General features: G+C 48.1%; 17 protein-coding genes. All 17 read left to right on the top strand.

Annotated elements, in window-relative coordinates; genetic code table 11:
- Positions 1 to 224 precede the first annotated feature (224 nt).
- Positions 225 to 1,082 carry a universal stress protein gene (locus tag AC0J20_RS12155; protein WP_473021840.1) on the top strand — a complete coding sequence of 286 codons (858 nt, stop codon included), beginning with the start codon at positions 225 to 227 and terminating at the stop codon, positions 1,080 to 1,082.
- A 77-nt stretch (positions 1,083 to 1,159) separates the two neighbouring features.
- Positions 1,160 to 1,630 (top strand): Na+/H+ antiporter subunit E, encoded by a 471-nt coding sequence (locus AC0J20_RS12150; RefSeq protein ID WP_473021839.1) that lies wholly within the window; start codon positions 1,160 to 1,162, stop codon positions 1,628 to 1,630.
- Complete coding sequence (locus AC0J20_RS12145) at positions 1,630 to 1,902, top strand: MrpF/PhaF family protein (RefSeq protein WP_229528192.1); 273 nt, start codon at positions 1,630 to 1,632, stop codon at positions 1,900 to 1,902. Before AC0J20_RS12150 ends, AC0J20_RS12145 begins: the two co-directional genes overlap by 1 nt.
- Complete coding sequence (gene mnhG, locus AC0J20_RS12140; RefSeq protein WP_229528193.1) at positions 1,892 to 2,272, top strand: monovalent cation/H(+) antiporter subunit G; 381 nt, start codon at positions 1,892 to 1,894, stop codon at positions 2,270 to 2,272. The genes AC0J20_RS12145 and mnhG overlap by 11 nt, the downstream gene beginning before the upstream one ends.
- The gene (locus AC0J20_RS12135; protein ID WP_473021850.1) at positions 2,260 to 3,297 is read left to right on the top strand and encodes a DUF4040 domain-containing protein; all 1,038 of its coding nucleotides are present in this window, start codon (positions 2,260 to 2,262) and stop codon (positions 3,295 to 3,297) included. The genes mnhG and AC0J20_RS12135 overlap by 13 nt, the downstream gene beginning before the upstream one ends.
- Complete coding sequence (locus tag AC0J20_RS12130) at positions 3,287 to 3,703, top strand: cation:proton antiporter subunit C (protein ID WP_267498175.1); 417 nt, start codon at positions 3,287 to 3,289, stop codon at positions 3,701 to 3,703. Before AC0J20_RS12135 ends, AC0J20_RS12130 begins: the two co-directional genes overlap by 11 nt.
- Positions 3,696 to 5,189: a monovalent cation/H+ antiporter subunit D family protein gene (locus tag AC0J20_RS12125; RefSeq protein ID WP_473021838.1), complete on the top strand. Its 1,494-nt coding sequence runs from the start codon at positions 3,696 to 3,698 to the stop codon at positions 5,187 to 5,189. Before AC0J20_RS12130 ends, AC0J20_RS12125 begins: the two co-directional genes overlap by 8 nt.
- Positions 5,186 to 6,652, top strand: a complete 1,467-nt coding sequence (locus AC0J20_RS12120; protein ID WP_473021837.1) for a proton-conducting transporter transmembrane domain-containing protein — start codon at positions 5,186 to 5,188, stop codon at positions 6,650 to 6,652. Before AC0J20_RS12125 ends, AC0J20_RS12120 begins: the two co-directional genes overlap by 4 nt.
- Positions 6,653 to 6,943, top strand: coding sequence for a hypothetical protein (locus AC0J20_RS12115; RefSeq protein WP_473021836.1), 291 nt, complete (start codon positions 6,653 to 6,655; stop codon positions 6,941 to 6,943). It begins immediately after the preceding gene.
- Positions 6,930 to 8,624 (top strand): Na(+)/H(+) antiporter subunit D, encoded by a 1,695-nt coding sequence (locus AC0J20_RS12110; RefSeq protein ID WP_473021835.1) that lies wholly within the window; start codon positions 6,930 to 6,932, stop codon positions 8,622 to 8,624. Before AC0J20_RS12115 ends, AC0J20_RS12110 begins: the two co-directional genes overlap by 14 nt.
- Before the next feature lie 117 nt (positions 8,625 to 8,741).
- Positions 8,742 to 9,200: a hypothetical protein gene (locus AC0J20_RS12105; RefSeq protein WP_473021834.1), complete on the top strand. Its 459-nt coding sequence runs from the start codon at positions 8,742 to 8,744 to the stop codon at positions 9,198 to 9,200.
- A complete protein-coding gene (locus AC0J20_RS12100; protein WP_473021833.1) occupies positions 9,201 to 9,953 on the top strand; it encodes a substrate-binding periplasmic protein in 753 nt (250 codons plus the stop codon). It begins immediately after the preceding gene.
- Between the two features lie 67 nt (positions 9,954 to 10,020).
- Entirely contained in the window at positions 10,021 to 10,218 is a 198-nt protein-coding gene (locus AC0J20_RS12095; RefSeq protein ID WP_229528200.1) for an MbcA/ParS/Xre antitoxin family protein, read from the top strand.
- A 205-nt stretch (positions 10,219 to 10,423) separates the two neighbouring features.
- The gene (locus AC0J20_RS12090; protein WP_473021832.1) at positions 10,424 to 12,250 is read left to right on the top strand and encodes a flavin monoamine oxidase family protein; all 1,827 of its coding nucleotides are present in this window, start codon (positions 10,424 to 10,426) and stop codon (positions 12,248 to 12,250) included.
- Complete coding sequence (locus AC0J20_RS12085; protein ID WP_473021831.1) at positions 12,237 to 13,985, top strand: alpha-keto acid decarboxylase family protein; 1,749 nt, start codon at positions 12,237 to 12,239, stop codon at positions 13,983 to 13,985. Before AC0J20_RS12090 ends, AC0J20_RS12085 begins: the two co-directional genes overlap by 14 nt.
- Before the next feature lie 241 nt (positions 13,986 to 14,226).
- Complete coding sequence (locus tag AC0J20_RS12080; protein ID WP_473021830.1) at positions 14,227 to 14,772, top strand: cytochrome b; 546 nt, start codon at positions 14,227 to 14,229, stop codon at positions 14,770 to 14,772.
- Between the two features lie 24 nt (positions 14,773 to 14,796).
- Positions 14,797 to 15,360, top strand: a complete 564-nt coding sequence (locus AC0J20_RS12075; protein ID WP_229528204.1) for a YceI family protein — start codon at positions 14,797 to 14,799, stop codon at positions 15,358 to 15,360.
- The last annotated feature ends 12 nt before the right edge of the window (positions 15,361 to 15,372 follow it).

Genomic DNA, 15,372 nt, shown 5'->3' with positions numbered 1-15,372 from the left:
TAAACACGGAAGTTGATTCTTTAGGCCCGGTGCTGATTCAGGTTGCAGGCGTTGTTGTTAACCTGAATTAACGCCAGGTAATAGATACTTTAAGCATCTGCATCTCTGTTTATATCGTTGATTTTATAATCTATTTTCAAGATTTGTTCGGTTTTCCTTCAATTTTTAAGATCTCATCTATACTTAGGCTTATTCGTTCAAAAAATGCGCTATAAAGAGGCCGTATGGCTAAAACGATTCTGGTTATTACTGATAAACACGAGCGGGAAAATTGCTCATTAATTAAAGCTCACGATATTGCGGCTCCGATGGGAGAAGACATCGAAGTGATCCGCTTTATCAAGGAAGAAGATAAACACGATGCGGCCACACTTGCCAAATCAGCGCAAGAACTAACCGCAACACTGAGTGACATCTTTGAAGATTACCCCCATAAAGATGCGATTAAAAGTCAGGTCGTGGTTACTAAAGACGTGGCTAGGTGGGTGACGGAATATTGCGAAACCAGGCGTTTTGATTTGATCATTAAAACGGGTCATCGCTCAGAGTCGCTGTTTCACACCCCTTGTGACTGGGAACTGATCCGCAATGTGTCGGTTCCGGTACTAATAGCACATCATCATCGCTGGAATTGCAAACATGCGCTGATGACGGCGATAGATCCGACCACGGATGATGCGGCCCACACTGAGCTCAATAACACCATTTTGGACTGGACGCGGAAATGGGCGTCCACCTTTGATTGCCAGGTGCACGTTGTTTACTGCATTCCGGTATCCGGTATTCAAATGGATTTGGATATGATCGACGTCAGGCAGCACGAACGCAAGCATCGCGCTGAGGCAGAGGAAAAGTTGGCCGCGGTCGTGTCGCCGTTTGATATTCCCAATGTGCAATTGCATGTGACGGTGGGCGAACCTGAAAAAATGATCCCCCATTGTGCAAATGACCTCAAAGCCGAAATGGTGGTGATGGGCAGCATGGGACGCAGCGGATTATCCGGCATGATTTTCGGCAATGTCGCTGAAAAAGTCATGCACTATCTGCGCACCGACTCTTTAATCATAGAGGCAAAAAAGTAAGTAAAAACACGGTTTAACAAGATTCACACACCAGAGGCCAACAGGCCCTGATAGACAATAGCTGGCATGGAGGGGATATGCGACATACTTTAAGTTTTAGTATGACCTTAGCTGTATTTTGGTTGCTAATGTCAGGGCATACCTCACTGTTAATTCTGAGTTTGGGATTGGCGTCGGTGCTGGCGGTACTCTATATCGTGTATCGGCTCAACATTTTAGACGGTGAAACTCACCCGGTGGGATTTGAGCTGAAATTACCCCGATTCCTGAGCTGGTTGTTACTGGATTTATTCCTTTCCAATTTGCTGGTGGTCAAACATATCTGGCAATTTAAGCCTGCCATTTCACCTAAGTTAATCACTTATACACTGAGCCAGATGAGTGACATGGAAAAAGTCATTTATGCCAATGCAATTTCGGTCACGCCGGGCACTATTTCAATAGATCTTCAACAAGACAGCATAACGGTTCACGCTCTGACAGACAGTGCGTTCAGCAACATTCTCAGCGGTGAAAAAGGCCAGAAAGTTCGGCAGTTGGTGTCCTGATGTTAACCGCAGCTGTAATTGCCATAGTGGTCACTATGTTTTTAGCCTTGCTCAGAGCAATGGCTGGCCCTTCTTTGTACGACCGTATTCTGGCGGTCAACATGTTTGGCACTAAAACCGTATTGTTTATCGCCGTGGTGGGGTTTTTGATGGGCAGGCCGATGTTTCTGGATATCGCACTGGTGTATGCCCTGATGAACTTTATCAGTGTGATTGCAATTTTACGCTTTTTTGAATACGACAAGCGGGGGGAAATTAATCATGACAGATAATGTTCTGTGGATTGATATTCTCAGTGGCATCTTAGTGCTCAGCGGCAGCTTTTTCTGTTTTTCCGGTGCGGTTGGTTTACATCGGTTCCCCGACTTTTTTACCCGTATGCATGCTGCCAGCGTAACCGATACCTTAGGGGCTGGATTGGTACTTAGTGGCTTAATGTTGCAGGCAGGGTTTAGCCTGGTAACGTTAAAACTGCTGTTCATATTGTTGTTCTTACTGATAACCGGGCCGGCGTCCAGTCACGCGATGGCAAAAGCGGCACTGCACAGTGGCCGCAAACCTCTGGGGGAACATATCCGTATCGATATCCCGGCAATGAGCAGGGAGGATGATTCGTCAGGAGGTGTAAAATCGAAGCCCTGATTCATGTTTTTCTGCTGCTTTTTTTACTGCTGACGGCACTCACCATTATTGCCCTGAAAGATCTATTTGCCATCGCTATGTTAAGTGGCATTTACGGTTTGTTGTCGGCCAGTCTGTTCGTGGTTTTGGATGCCGTAGACGTCGCCTTTACTGAGGCTGCTGTGGGCGCGGGAATCTCCACTATTTTGATGCTGACTACTCTGGCAATAACCGGGCGGTATGAGCTATCCAGACCCAGTATTCGTACCCGGATAGGCTTGCTTTTGGTGCTGGTGATTGGGGTCCTGTTGATTTATGGCACGCTGGGAATGCCCTATTTTGGCATGCCTGAAAATCCGGCGAATGGTCATGTAGCGGCTTATTATCTGGAAAATACCGAGCAACAAATTGGCATTCCCAATTACGTTACTGCCGTGCTGGCCAGTTATCGGGGATTTGATACCTTCGGTGAATTGGTTGTGGTGTTTACCGCTGGTGTGGCTGTGCTGGCGTTGTTGCCCCATTCCCGTGATGGTTTTGTAGTGGATGACATGCAACCCATGAAACACCACCTGATATTGCGGATTACTTCCAAGCTATTACTTCCGTTTATTTTACTGTTTGCTCTGTATGTGCAGTTTCACGGTGATTTTGGGCCCGGTGGTGGGTTTCAGGCCGGAGTGATCTTTGCGGCAGCCATCATTCTCTACAGCATGCTCTATGGTTTGGAAAATGCAATGCAGGTTATCAGCTTTCCGGTTATTCGATTTTGTGCTGCGTTGGGGGTTTTGTTGTATGGCTCTGTGGGCATTGTTTCCATGTTAAAGGGCGGCAACTTTTTAGATTATTCGGTGTTGTTGGAGACACCTGTTGCCGGGCAACACCTGGGCATATTACTGATTGAATTTGGCGTAGGGCTGACCGTGGCGGCGGTGATGGTTTGTGTGTTTTTTACCTTTACCGGAAGTGTGATTTCGCCAGCAAAATCAGCCAGGGTAGTAGCTGCCCGGGATGGCGAAAAGACCAGGGGGCGTCATGAACTTTGAGACTCAGTGGCTACAGACATTTTTCGGTCTTTATAACTACTGGATTGTGGTCGCCCTGATGATGTGTGGATTATTTATTGTTATCACCGATGGCAATCTGATCAAAAAAGTGGTGGGGCTAACCATCTTTCAGACCTCGGTGTTTATCCTCTATATCAGTATGGCGAAAGTGACGGGAGCCACTGCGCCCATTCAGATAGAGCAAGGCACGGCGGTGTATTCCAATCCATTGCCGCATGTGCTGATCCTGACCGCGATTGTGGTGAGTATTTCCACCACGGCGGTGGCATTGGCGCTGATAGTCAGAATTAAACGGGCTTATCACACTGTTGAAGAGGATGTTATTCAACGATGGGATGTGAAAAAACGTCGCAGTGAAAAAAGGAGTAAGCCGTTCCATGAGTAGTGCACAGTTACCTATTTTGCAGGTTATTGTGCCGCTGCTGGCGGCACCATTATGCCTGTTGATCAACCACAAACTGCTCAACTGGTTGTTCACCTTATTGGTGTCGGGTTTTTCATTCGTTGTTGCTGCGTTGATGTTGTGGCAGGTGTCGGATACCGGTCCGCTGTCCTACCATCTCGGTGGCTGGATGCCGCCCTATGGCATAGAAATTCGCGTTGATCAGCTAAACGCGTTTGTGGCGCTGATCATCACCGCAATCAGCGCGCTGGTGATAGCGTCTGCCCATACCAGCCTGGAAAATAAAAAGGATATCGCACCTGGAAAACACACCTATTTTTATGTGGCCTATCTGTTATGTTTTGCCGGGTTACTGGGAATTTTGGTGACAGGTGACGCATTTAACCTGTTTGTCTTTCTGGAAATTTCTTCCCTCTCTTCTTATGTATTGATTGCCCTGGGTCGCGACCGTCGGGCATTGTGGGCGTCTTTTCAGTATCTGGTGATGGGCACGATAGGTGCCACCTTTATATTAATTGGGATCGGGCTTCTGTATATGAAAACCGGCACCCTGAATATCGCTGATTTAGCTGAGCGATTACCGGAAATGGCCGATACCCGCACCATTTTCGTGGCATTTTGCTTTTTTATTGTGGGTGTTTGTCTGAAGTTGGCGCTGTTTCCACTGCATATGTGGTTACCCAATGCTTATGCTTATGCGCCCACCGTGGTAACGGCATTTTTAGCAGCCTCTTCCACCAAGGTGGCACTGTATGTGGTGGTGCGCTTTGTGTTCGTGGTGTTTGGCGTGGATTTTTCCTTCACTACAATCCCGCTGCAGGCGGTGTTTGTTACCCTGGGCACTTTGGGGGTGTTGGTGGCTTCGCTGGTGGCTATCAATCAGCAGAATATCAAGCGCATGTTAGCCTACTCCAGCATCGCGCAAATTGGTTATATGGTGTTGGGGTTGAGCTTTGGTTCAATCACTGGGCTTATGGCCAGCCTGTTGCATTTGTTCAATCACGCCCTGATGAAAGGGGCGCTGTTTTTAACGCTTGGCGCGGTGTTTTATCGGATTGGCGGGGTTAGTCTGAAACACTTTCAGGGCATAGGTCGGCACATGCCCTATACCCTGGCGGCTTTTGTGATTGGCGGCGTGAGTATTATCGGCATGCCACTTACCGTCGGCTTTGTCAGTAAATGGTATCTGTTGCAGGCAGCTATTGCGCAGGGCTGGTATCTGGTTTCCGTCATTATTTTGGTGGGTTCCCTGCTTTCTGTCATTTATATCTGGAAGGTGGTGGATGCCGCTTATTTCAAGCCTGCTCTAGTCAATCAGGCGCAACTTAAAGAGGCGCCGTTGTCGCTCTTAATCCCGGTATGGCTGCTGGTGCTGGCCAATCTGTATTTTGGTATGGATACCCGCCTGACAGTGACGCTCACTGACCAGATCGCGACCCAGTTAATGCACATTGAGGTGCTGCCATGAATGCCAGTACCTTGTTAATTACGACACTTTCATTGCCGCTTTTTTTAGTGCTGTTGATTGTTCTGTTTCGCAAACAACCCAACATTCGGGAAACCCTGAGTATAACGTTTGGCATATTCGTCTTTATTGTTAACCTGTTGCTGCTGGAAAGTTCATGGGCCGGTACTGCCATTGAGTGCCACCTGTTCGCTTTGTTTCCGGGATTAACTATCGCCTTCAAGATTGAACCTCTGGGTATGGTTTTTGCGCTGGTGGCCAGTGCACTGTGGCCAGTAACTACGTTATATGCGACAGGCTACATGCGGGCCCATCATGAGCCCAGACAAACGCAGTTCTATTGCTTCTTTGCCATCGCCATTTTTTCGGTATTGGGTATTGCTTTTGCGGGCAATCTGCTGACTTTGTTTATCTTTTATGAATTACTGACCCTGTCCACCTTTCCGCTGGTGGCACATGCGGGAACCGCGAAAGCTAAACGCGGTGCCAGAGTGTATCTGGGGATATTGTTGCTCAGCTCCATCCTGTTTTTGTTATTGGCCATCATCAGTACCTGGCATTTTACCGGCTCGCTGGATTTTAAAAATGGCGGTTTGTTTGCACAGGTCAGTGATGAAGTGGTGTCTGTGATCCTGGTGCTGTTTGTGTTTGGCATTGGTAAGGCCGCACTCATGCCACTGCATAGCTGGTTGCCCGCTGCCATGGTAGCACCAACCCCGGTTAGTGCCTTGTTGCATGCGGTTGCCGTGGTTAAAGCCGGTGTTTTTACCATACTCAAGGTTATGGTGTATGTCATTGGCATTGAACGCCTGGCCAATTTGCCCGGCACTACCTTTTTACTTTATCTGGCGGGGTTTTCTATTCTGGTCGCTTCATTGGTGGCTATCAGAAAGCGCAACCTTAAGGCGCGCCTCGCCTGGTCAACAGTGAGTCAACTGGGGTACATCACCATGGGGGCATTGTTAGCCACACCATTGGGGATAATAGGCAGCACCATGCACATTGCCATGCATGCCTTCAGTAAAATTACCTTGTTTTTTTGTGCCGGAGCCATTTTAGTGGCCACCCATAAAACTGAAATTCAGGATATGCAGGGCCTGGGTAAACAAATGCCCATCACCATGCTGGCCTTTGGAATCGCCAGTTTGGGTATTATTGGTTTGCCGCCCGCTGGTGGCACATGGAGTAAATGGTTGTTGCTGATGGCAACGGTAGAGACGGAGCATTGGCTGTTAATGCTACTTCTGATGTTAAGCTCACTGTTGAGTATTGGTTATTTGTTACCGGTGTCCTTACGGGCGTTCTTTCCTGCAACGGCGGCAGTGCCATTGTCGCCTGCTGCTACCGGAAGCATAGATCTTGCACCTAAAGCCTCTCTACTGGCTATTGTGCTCACAACGCTGGCATGTGTTGGCTTATTCTTTTTTGCCGATGCCATTTACCAACTTGCAAGTAAGGTGGTGTAAATGAAACCAACAGATAAACACATTTTTGATGATCCCAATAAGGTGAAGCGCCTGCTTAAGGTGTTTTATGTGGGCTGTGCGATGTTGTTGCTTCTGGATTTCGTACTGCATCGCCACACTGAGCACCCCTGGGAATGGCTTCCCGGCTTTTATCCATTATACGGATTTGTGGGATGTGTGGTGTTGGTGCTTGTCGCCAAATGGATGCGCCTTGCTGTAATGCGTGATGAGGATTATTACGAAACATCAGAAAAGCAGAACGAAGGAAAAGAGCACCATGTGGGGGATTGAACTGGCACCCTTTATTCCCTTTTACCTGGGAGCGATTGTTGCGTTGCTAAGCAATGACCGCTGGCGGCCGCTGGTTGCTGTGGCGGTGCCGTTGTTGGGATTGCCACTATGCCTTAGTCTCTCCGACGGCCTGCATTGGCAGTGGCAACTGTTTGATTTACAACTGGCCCCTCTAAAAGTGGATAAGCTGAGTATGCTGTTTGGCATTATCTTCCATATTGCCGCGTTCATTGCTGCCGTTTACGCCTGGCACGTAAAGGATAAAATGCAGCAAATTGCCGGGTTACTTTATGCCGGTAGCGCGCTGGGGGCGGTGTTTTCCGGTGATCTGATTAGCGTTATCGTCTTCTGGGAAATGTTAGCCTTAACTTCGGTTTTTCTGGTTTGGGCAAGACGCACCGAACGCGCACTGCGTTCTGGCCTGAGGTATCTGTACTTTCAAATCATTTCCGGCTTACTGTTGATTGCAGGCAGTATTTTGTACATCCAGCAATCCGGCGAAGCTGCATTGGGCTTTATCGGACTGCAAAGTACCGCTGGCTGGATTATTTTTATTGCCTTTGGCATTAAATGCGCCTTTCCTGTTTTACACAACTGGTTGACGGATGCTTATGCTGAATCCACCGCGACAGGCACAGTGTTTTTAAGCGCCTTTACCACTAAAACCGCCGTATACATGTTAGCCCGCACATTTCCGGGAGCAGAGGTATTGGTGTATGTCGGCGCTGCTATGACCTGTTTTCCGATATTTTATGCGGTGATCGAAAACGATTTACGCCGCGTGCTGGCTTACAGCATGATCAATCAAATTGGTTTTATGGTGGTGGGTATTGGTATCGGCACTGCACTGGCTATCAACGGCGCCGTTGCACACGCCTTCAACGATATTATCTTTAAGGGGCTTTTGTTTATGTCTGTCGGGGCTGTGCTGCATATGACCGGGCGCAATAACGCATCAGAGCTTGGCGGCTTGTATAAAAGTATGCCCAAGACCACTATTTTCTGCCTGATTGGCGCGGCATCTATTTCTGCCTTTCCGTTATTCAGCGGTTTTGTCAGCAAATCTATGGTGATGAGTGCAGCGCTAAAAGAAGGCTATGACTGGATCTGGTTGATGCTGTTGTTTGCGTCCGCCGGGGTATTTCATCACGCGGGTATTAAGATCCCGTATTTCGCCTTTTTCGCTCACGACAGCGGCATCAGAACCAAAGAAGCACCACTGAATATGCTGTTGGCCATGGCGCTGGCGGCGACACTGTGCATTACCATCGGTGTTTTCCCGGAATTGCTATACAGCCTGTTGCCGTTTGCTATCACTTATAGCCCTTATGACACCAGCCACGTACTGACGCAGACGCAGTTATTGTTCTTCTCGGCCCTGGCGTTTGTGTGGTTAAACCTCAAAGGCTATTATCCGCCTGAAATACGCTCAGTAAATATTGATGCCGAGTGGGGGTATCGCAAATTGCTTCCCGAGGCACTGCGTCTGGGGCTGGTGATGTTTCGCAGTGTAGAGCGGGCCTGTGGTCAATGGGTGAGCACATGGTTGGACAATCTGAATCATGTCTTCCTGCACCGCAAAGGACCTTTTGGCAAGCTCTCCAAAACAAACCCCACCAGTACTATGGTGATGTGGGTCACAGTGTTGCTGGCATCTTACCTGCTGTTTAGTTTCCTGTAATAGTGATTCCATTCTGGATTTTCGCCAGCTAAACTAGGGCCAGTTGACTGCTGCAATAGTGTACCGCAATGGTCATAGGCTCCGGGAACTTTTAGCCCAAATGAGGCTCGTAGAAGATTGTTATCAACTTATGCTGAAATCGACGATTTGACTGATCTGCTTAAATTCAAAAATAAATTTGGTGGTGTGACCCTGCAGCGACGAGGCCGGATTGTGGTGGCCAGTTTTTTTGGGGCCATTAACGCCAGTGTTTTACAGTTTTTTTGTGACAACCTGGTTAAGGTGGTGGGCGATCTTAAAGGCAGTCCCTGGGGCTATCTGAGCAGTTCATCGGAAGCCATGGTGGGCACCGAGGAAGCAGAAACTATGCTGATAGCAGGGGGTAAAATTGGCTTGCAGTTGGGATGTGTAAGAGCAGCCTACGTACTGAAATCACCGGTGGCGATTGCGCAAACTCGCCGTATCAGAGAAAGACTGGGTGTTGAACCCGCACTGGATGAGATCCTGTTTGCCAGTGAATCCGAGGCAATTGATTATCTGGAAGCTTACCTTGAGCAATACCAGGGGCAAAGTTAGATGAAGGTGTATCAGTGCTGTCGATGGCTAATTGTCATGTTGGCACTGAGCGCCGGGAATGTGCTGGCGAATCCATTGTTGTTTGTTGCTGAAGAGTTGCCCCCCATTCACTTCAACGATGAAAACAATACCGCAACGGGCTTTCTGGTAGCCATCGCCGCAGAGGTGGCAAGCAGAGCCGAATACCCTGCAAAAACCATTCTTATGCCCCAGGCGCGGGCGTTTGAGCTAACCAGCAATGAAGCGAACGTGTTTATGTTGTCCTTGTTAAAGTCAGGGCCCCGGGAAGCACAATTTCAGTGGGTTGGTGCCGTCTATGAAACGCAGGCGTTTCTGATCGGTTTAAAAAGTAATCAACACATTCAACTGACATCCTTACAAGACGCCAAAAAGTACGTAGTGGGCACAGTAAGGGGCTATTTCTCGGAGAGCTATCTTCGTCAGCAGGGCTTTAGTGACAAACACAATTTAGGCCTGGCATTGCGTTATGATCATCTTTGGGGGATGTTGTTCAAGGCGCATATTGACTTTGTGCTGACCAATACCTTGTCGCAGAATATTGAAATAAACAAGGCGGGTTATTCCCCGGATCAGGTGATGCGTTTTCTGGCCTTACCGGAACTGGCAAGAGAGCTACACATAGCAACGGGGTTAACAACGGATAAGGTGATAGTGGAGCGATTAAGAAAGGCCCTGGAATCAATGAAAAGGGATGGCAGCTATGACAGTATCAAAGCTCAGTGGCAACTTTGAGCGCCGTTTCTTTACATTTTTATGAATTCCTTCTATGTTTCTGGTGCAGTAATTAAGAGCCAATAAAATGGAAAGCGAACTCTACAAGAAAGCCATGGTCTTCTTTAATGATGCGCGACTCACCGAAAAGTGGCTCAACCATCCGTGTCCTTTGTTTAACAATGCCACACCTTTGGAAATGTACGCTTCTGAAGATGGTCGCAAAAAAATTCTGCATTATCTGGATGTCTGCAACGGCGATTCTTCCGCCAGCACTGCAAAATAACCCGCTTAACTGATTCATCCCTAACAGGCTTCATCTCACCAGATTTTCTGTCAGTGAAAATTAATTCTCAAAATCGCCATATCTTTACAGCACATTCTTAAAAGTTGGCTATATTTTTACTCTTTATCAAAAGAAATTAAATACACTTTCGTTCTGTACAGGTTGTTGTGTGCAGGATTATCAAACTGTTAAAGGGAAAAGGAAAATGAATGAAATAGAATTAGACGTGGCGATTGTCGGGGGAGGAGTATCTGGCGTGTATAGCGCCTGGCGTTTGCAACAGGCCTATGGCGACAAACAAAAAATTGCCCTGTTTGAATACAGTAACCGCATTGGTGGCAGACTTTACAGCCGACGTATTCCCGGATTACCCAACGTGGTGGCAGAATTGGGAGGCATGCGTTACATCCCTGAGGACCACATCATGGTGAAAACCCTGGTGAATGAGTTGGGGCTGCAAACCAAGAATTTTCCGATGGGTTCGTCGCTGCCCATTGACCCAAATGATCCTGCCAGTCCGGTTGCGCATGCTGATAACAACTTGTTTTACTTACGCGGTGAGTATTTCCGGTATCGGGATTTTGCCGAATGCCCGGATCGCATTCCCTATAAAATGAATTGGTCTGAAAAAGGCTATGGCCCCGAAAACCTGCAGGTTAAGGTGATGAATCTGATTTGCCCCGGATTTGCTGATATGAGCCTGTGCGAACAGATGCAACTTAAGGTTTTTGGCAAAGAAATCTGGAAATACGGTTTCTGGAATTTACTGGAGCGCGTGCTCAGCAATGAAGCCTACCAATTTATGAAAGACGCCGGCGGGTACGATGCCAATGTGGCTAACGCCAGTGCAGTAACGCAATTACCTGCCACTGAATATTCCGATGACACGGTGTTTTTAACCTTAAAAGACGGGTTTCAGGCGTTGCCTTTAACCCTGGCAGCGAACTTTAATGCGATGGCTGGCGGGGTTATTCCTGACGGTAAGCGCATTTATATGAACCATCGCCTTGATGCGTTGCGGCTACGCAAAGACAAAAACTGCACTTACGAACTATTGTTTTATCCCACAATCACTGATGAGGCCGGTAAAACCCGGCAGTGTAACGATGTTGAACCCACCGTGGTTCGGGCTAAAAAAGTGATTTTGGCGATACCAAGACGCTCATTAGAGTTGGTTAAGTCCTCCTTCTTTGATGATCCCTGGTTAAAAGAAAATATCCCGTCCGTATTGATACAAAAGGCCTTCAAAATGTTCATGGCTTACGAGCGCCCCTGGTGGCGCAGTTTAGGCCTGGTGGCTGGCCGCTCGGTTACCGATTTGCCCATTCGCCAAACCTACTACATGGGCACGGAATGTGAACAGGAAGGCGGCGAAAACACCATGAATTCACTGTTAATGGCGTCTTACAACGATATTGAAACCATTCCGTTTTGGAAGGGGTTAGAAAAAGGCGAGCAATATCAGGGTTTTTTACCCAATCAAAGTCGCTGCGCAATAGAAGGTGAAGACGTGATGCTCAGACACGAGTTTCAAATCACCCAGGATATGGTGGAGTCGGCACAGCGCCAGATTGAAGCACTGCACAATCAAAAAGAACTGCCCATGCCCTATTCGGCGGTATATCAGGAGTGGGGCGAAGATCCCTATGGCGGTGGTTGGCATGAGTGGAAAGCCAATTACCGACTGGATGAAGTCATGTGTCGGATGCGTCATCCGGTAGAAGACCAGGATATCTATATTGTTGGCGAAGCCTATTCCTATGAACAAGGTTGGGTAGAAGGTGCCTTAAACACAGCAGAATCTACCCTGGAGTCATTTTTTGCATTGGCTAAACCCGACTGGTTAGTCAACGATCCGGATTACTCATCCTGGCTGGAGGCTAATCATGGCTTTAGCTTTTTACCTGTGCCTTGTCCGGACGGTTGTCAGTGTGACGTTGATAAACCGCCATTTACCTGTTCAGGTTGCGGTAAAACCCTGGATGAGGTGACAGAATTTGCTTATGAGGGTATTAATCATGTCCAAAAATAACGCACTAGTGCAGCCCGCCACAAAAACGAAATTCACGGTGGCTGATTATCTGCTGACCAGGTTGCAACAGTTGGGTTTAGACAAAGTGTTTCAGGTACCAGGCGATTATGTTGCTGAATTTATGGATGCCCTGGAAGCTTTTGACGGTATTGACGCTGTGGGTGATGTCAATGAGTTAGGCGCAGGTTATGCCGCAGATGGTTATGCCAGGTACAAAGGGATAGGGGCGGTATCGGTGCAATTTGGTGTCGGTACCTTTAGTGCTTTAAATGCTATCGCAGGCGCCTGGGTGGAGCGCAATCCGGTGGTGGTGATCACAGCCAGCCCGACTACTGCTAACCGGGTCACGATTGAACAAACCGGGGTCTTGTTTCATCACTCCACAGGCCGCCTGGGCGCAGACCGGAATGTGTATAGCAACGTCACCGTTGCCGCCGAAATTTTGAGTCATGTTGACCAGGCGCTGCAGCAAATTGATCACGCGTTAACTCAAGCCATTACTCACCGTCGTCCCATATACCTGGAAGCCTGGCAGGACGTCTGGGGCATGGAGTGTGAGCCGCCACAGGGGACTTTGACGCCGCTGTCACAGGGCAGTCAAAAGGAATCCCTGGAAGCCATGATTAACATAGCTATTGAGAAAATCAAAAGCGCTAAAAGACCCGTGGTGTTGGTGGGCGTTGAAATTGCTCGTTTCGGCCTGCAAGAAAAAGTGTTAAACCTTCTGGAAGCGTCAGGTTTACCCTATGCTACCACCACACTGGGAAAAACCACCCTGGATGAGAACGCGGGTACTTTCATTGGTACATACGCCGGCGCAGCTTCTAACCCTGGCACCAACGATTATTTCAGTGAGTCTGATGCGATACTGGCATTAGGCGTTATTTTCACTGACGATTATCTGGATATACTGGAAAACCAGTTCGCCGATATCATTGCGGTTGATGCTGAACAGGCAAGGGTGGGGTATCAACATTATCACAATGTACAACTACCGGATTTTATCCGGACCTTGACGGAATATTGCGAACAAAGCTGTGCTTTCCCTCGCAATGACATTCCGCTACCTGTTTTGCCTGCCATGCCGGAGTTAACCCCCGAGCTGTTGGCACAGCCATTGGGCTACAAATCCTTCTTTGATGTGCTCTGGGGCTGGTTGGTCAGGGAGCGGTTGTTGCCTGTCACCAATCTGATACTGGGAGAAAGTTCGTCGCTTTACCAGGCGGCCCGATTGGTGGGCTTACCGCAGGATAGTTTTGTAGGCGATGCCGCCTGGGGATCACTAGGGCACGAAACTGGCTGCGTCACCGGTACGTCTATGGCCTCAGACAAGCGCAGTTTGGTGGTGGCTGGCGATGGTGGATTTATGATGATGTGTCAGTCTTTGTCTACTATTACGCGCAACCAACTGGACGCGGTCGTGTTTGTGATGAGTAATGGCGTATATGCCATAGAGCAATCTTTTGTGGATGTATGTGCCTTTACGCCTCACGGCGAGTTTGCGCCGTTTGATATATTGCCGAGGTGGGATTATCTGAGTCTGGCTACGGCGTACAACATGCCGGGTTATCAGGTAAAAAATTGTGAAGAGTTGTACCGCACTTTGCAAATAGTGCAGTCACAACCGGAGCAATCGGCACTGGTGGAAGTGTTGATCCCGGAACACGACCTGGCCCCGGCGCTGGAAGATCTGGTTAAATCTATCACAGGCAAGTCACCTGCAGACTGCAAATAACACCCCGCCAAAATACACTTTCCCGGCTATCCATCAGTAGGATTGTCCGGGAAAGATTTGCTTACAAAGTGTTGGCCGCAGTGGCTATTACAATAGCTGGACGGAGCCTTTACCATGCCATAAAATCCAGCGTCTGAGACGATTGGTTCTATTTATTCGACAGTTAAGCCCGTATTTTTAACATTTTTATGTTCATTTTTGTCTGATATCGTGTGGTGATTCAGGTCATTTAGAGGTTGGTATGCTGAGAAACAGCGAAAATAGTTTTGGTTGGGTGGCCATAGTGATGCACTGGATTTCGGCCATTGCTGTTATCGGGCTGTTTGCGTTGGGCTGGTGGATGGTGGAGCTGAATTACTACAGTGAATGGTATCGAACTGCACCTCATTGGCATAAGAGTGTTGGCTTGTTGTTAGCGGCGTTTATCTTGCTCAGGTTGGGCTGGAAGTTCGTTAATATTGCTCCCAAAGCTTTGGGCAAACCCTGGGAAAAGCGCCTCGCTGGCCTGGCGCACGCCGCGCTTTATGGTTTGTTACTGGCCATATTTTGCAGCGGCTATTTGATCTCAACCGCCGATGGACGCGGTATAGAAATATTTGACTGGTGGACAGTGCCCGGATTCGGGGAGTTGCTGGAAAATCAGGAGGATGTTGCAGGGCTGGTGCATGAGTACCTGGCCTATGGACTGATAGTACTGGTGGTGTTGCATGCGCTGGCAGCGCTGAAACATCACTTTATTGATAAAGATAATACGCTGCGCCGTATGCTGCGTGTACTAAAAAACTGATACATTAAATTTGAGGACATTATTATGAAAAAAACATTAGCCGCTGTATTGCTTACTGCGTTGTTATCACCCCTGGCACAGGCTGCGGATTATGTTATCGACAGCAAAGGTGCTCACGCTTCGATAAACTTTAAAACACAGCATCTGGGTTACTCCTGGTTGACCGGGCGCTTTAACGAATTTGAAGGCACGTTTAGCTATGATGCTGAAAAGCCACAAGCGGCAAAAATCGCGGTAAATATCAAAACGGCCAGCATTGATTCCAATCACGCAGAACGCGATAAACACTTGCGCAGCGATGACTTTTTAAATGTAAAAGACTTTCCGGAAGCAAAGTTTGTCAGTACTAAAATCACCGATAAAGGCGATGGGAAACTGGAAGTGGCGGGTAAGTTCACGCTGCACGGTACCACTAAAAATATTGTTATTGATGCCGAGAAAATTGGTGAAGGTGATGATCCATGGGGCGGCTATCGTGCGGGTTTTGCCGGCAATACCGAGATCCGCATGGCGGACTATGGCATGAAAGAAATTTTAGGGCCAACAACGGTGTTATTGGAACTGCATGTTGAAGGTGTTCGCCAGTAACCAGAACGGTTA

This window comes from Planctobacterium sp. R6 (assembly GCF_055755215.1).
Note: the sequence above shows the minus strand (reverse complement) of the source record. Positions and strands in the feature narration are given on the sequence as shown.

Coding starts and splice junctions, on each gene's coding strand:
- AC0J20_RS12155 (WP_473021840.1), top strand. CDS start 225: ATGGCTAAAACGATTCTGGTTATTACTGATAAACACGAGCGGGAAAAT.
- AC0J20_RS12095 (WP_229528200.1), top strand. CDS start 10,021: ATGGAAAGCGAACTCTACAAGAAAGCCATGGTCTTCTTTAATGATGCG.
- AC0J20_RS12125 (WP_473021838.1), top strand. CDS start 3,696: ATGAGTAGTGCACAGTTACCTATTTTGCAGGTTATTGTGCCGCTGCTG.
- AC0J20_RS12100 (WP_473021833.1), top strand. CDS start 9,201: ATGAAGGTGTATCAGTGCTGTCGATGGCTAATTGTCATGTTGGCACTG.
- AC0J20_RS12110 (WP_473021835.1), top strand. CDS start 6,930: ATGTGGGGGATTGAACTGGCACCCTTTATTCCCTTTTACCTGGGAGCG.
- AC0J20_RS12130 (WP_267498175.1), top strand. CDS start 3,287: ATGAACTTTGAGACTCAGTGGCTACAGACATTTTTCGGTCTTTATAAC.
- AC0J20_RS12085 (WP_473021831.1), top strand. CDS start 12,237: ATGTCCAAAAATAACGCACTAGTGCAGCCCGCCACAAAAACGAAATTC.
- AC0J20_RS12150 (WP_473021839.1), top strand. CDS start 1,160: ATGCGACATACTTTAAGTTTTAGTATGACCTTAGCTGTATTTTGGTTG.
- AC0J20_RS12090 (WP_473021832.1), top strand. CDS start 10,424: ATGAATGAAATAGAATTAGACGTGGCGATTGTCGGGGGAGGAGTATCT.
- AC0J20_RS12115 (WP_473021836.1), top strand. CDS start 6,653: ATGAAACCAACAGATAAACACATTTTTGATGATCCCAATAAGGTGAAG.
- AC0J20_RS12075 (WP_229528204.1), top strand. CDS start 14,797: ATGAAAAAAACATTAGCCGCTGTATTGCTTACTGCGTTGTTATCACCC.
- AC0J20_RS12080 (WP_473021830.1), top strand. CDS start 14,227: ATGCTGAGAAACAGCGAAAATAGTTTTGGTTGGGTGGCCATAGTGATG.
- mnhG (WP_229528193.1), top strand. CDS start 1,892: ATGACAGATAATGTTCTGTGGATTGATATTCTCAGTGGCATCTTAGTG.
- AC0J20_RS12145 (WP_229528192.1), top strand. CDS start 1,630: ATGTTAACCGCAGCTGTAATTGCCATAGTGGTCACTATGTTTTTAGCC.
- AC0J20_RS12120 (WP_473021837.1), top strand. CDS start 5,186: ATGAATGCCAGTACCTTGTTAATTACGACACTTTCATTGCCGCTTTTT.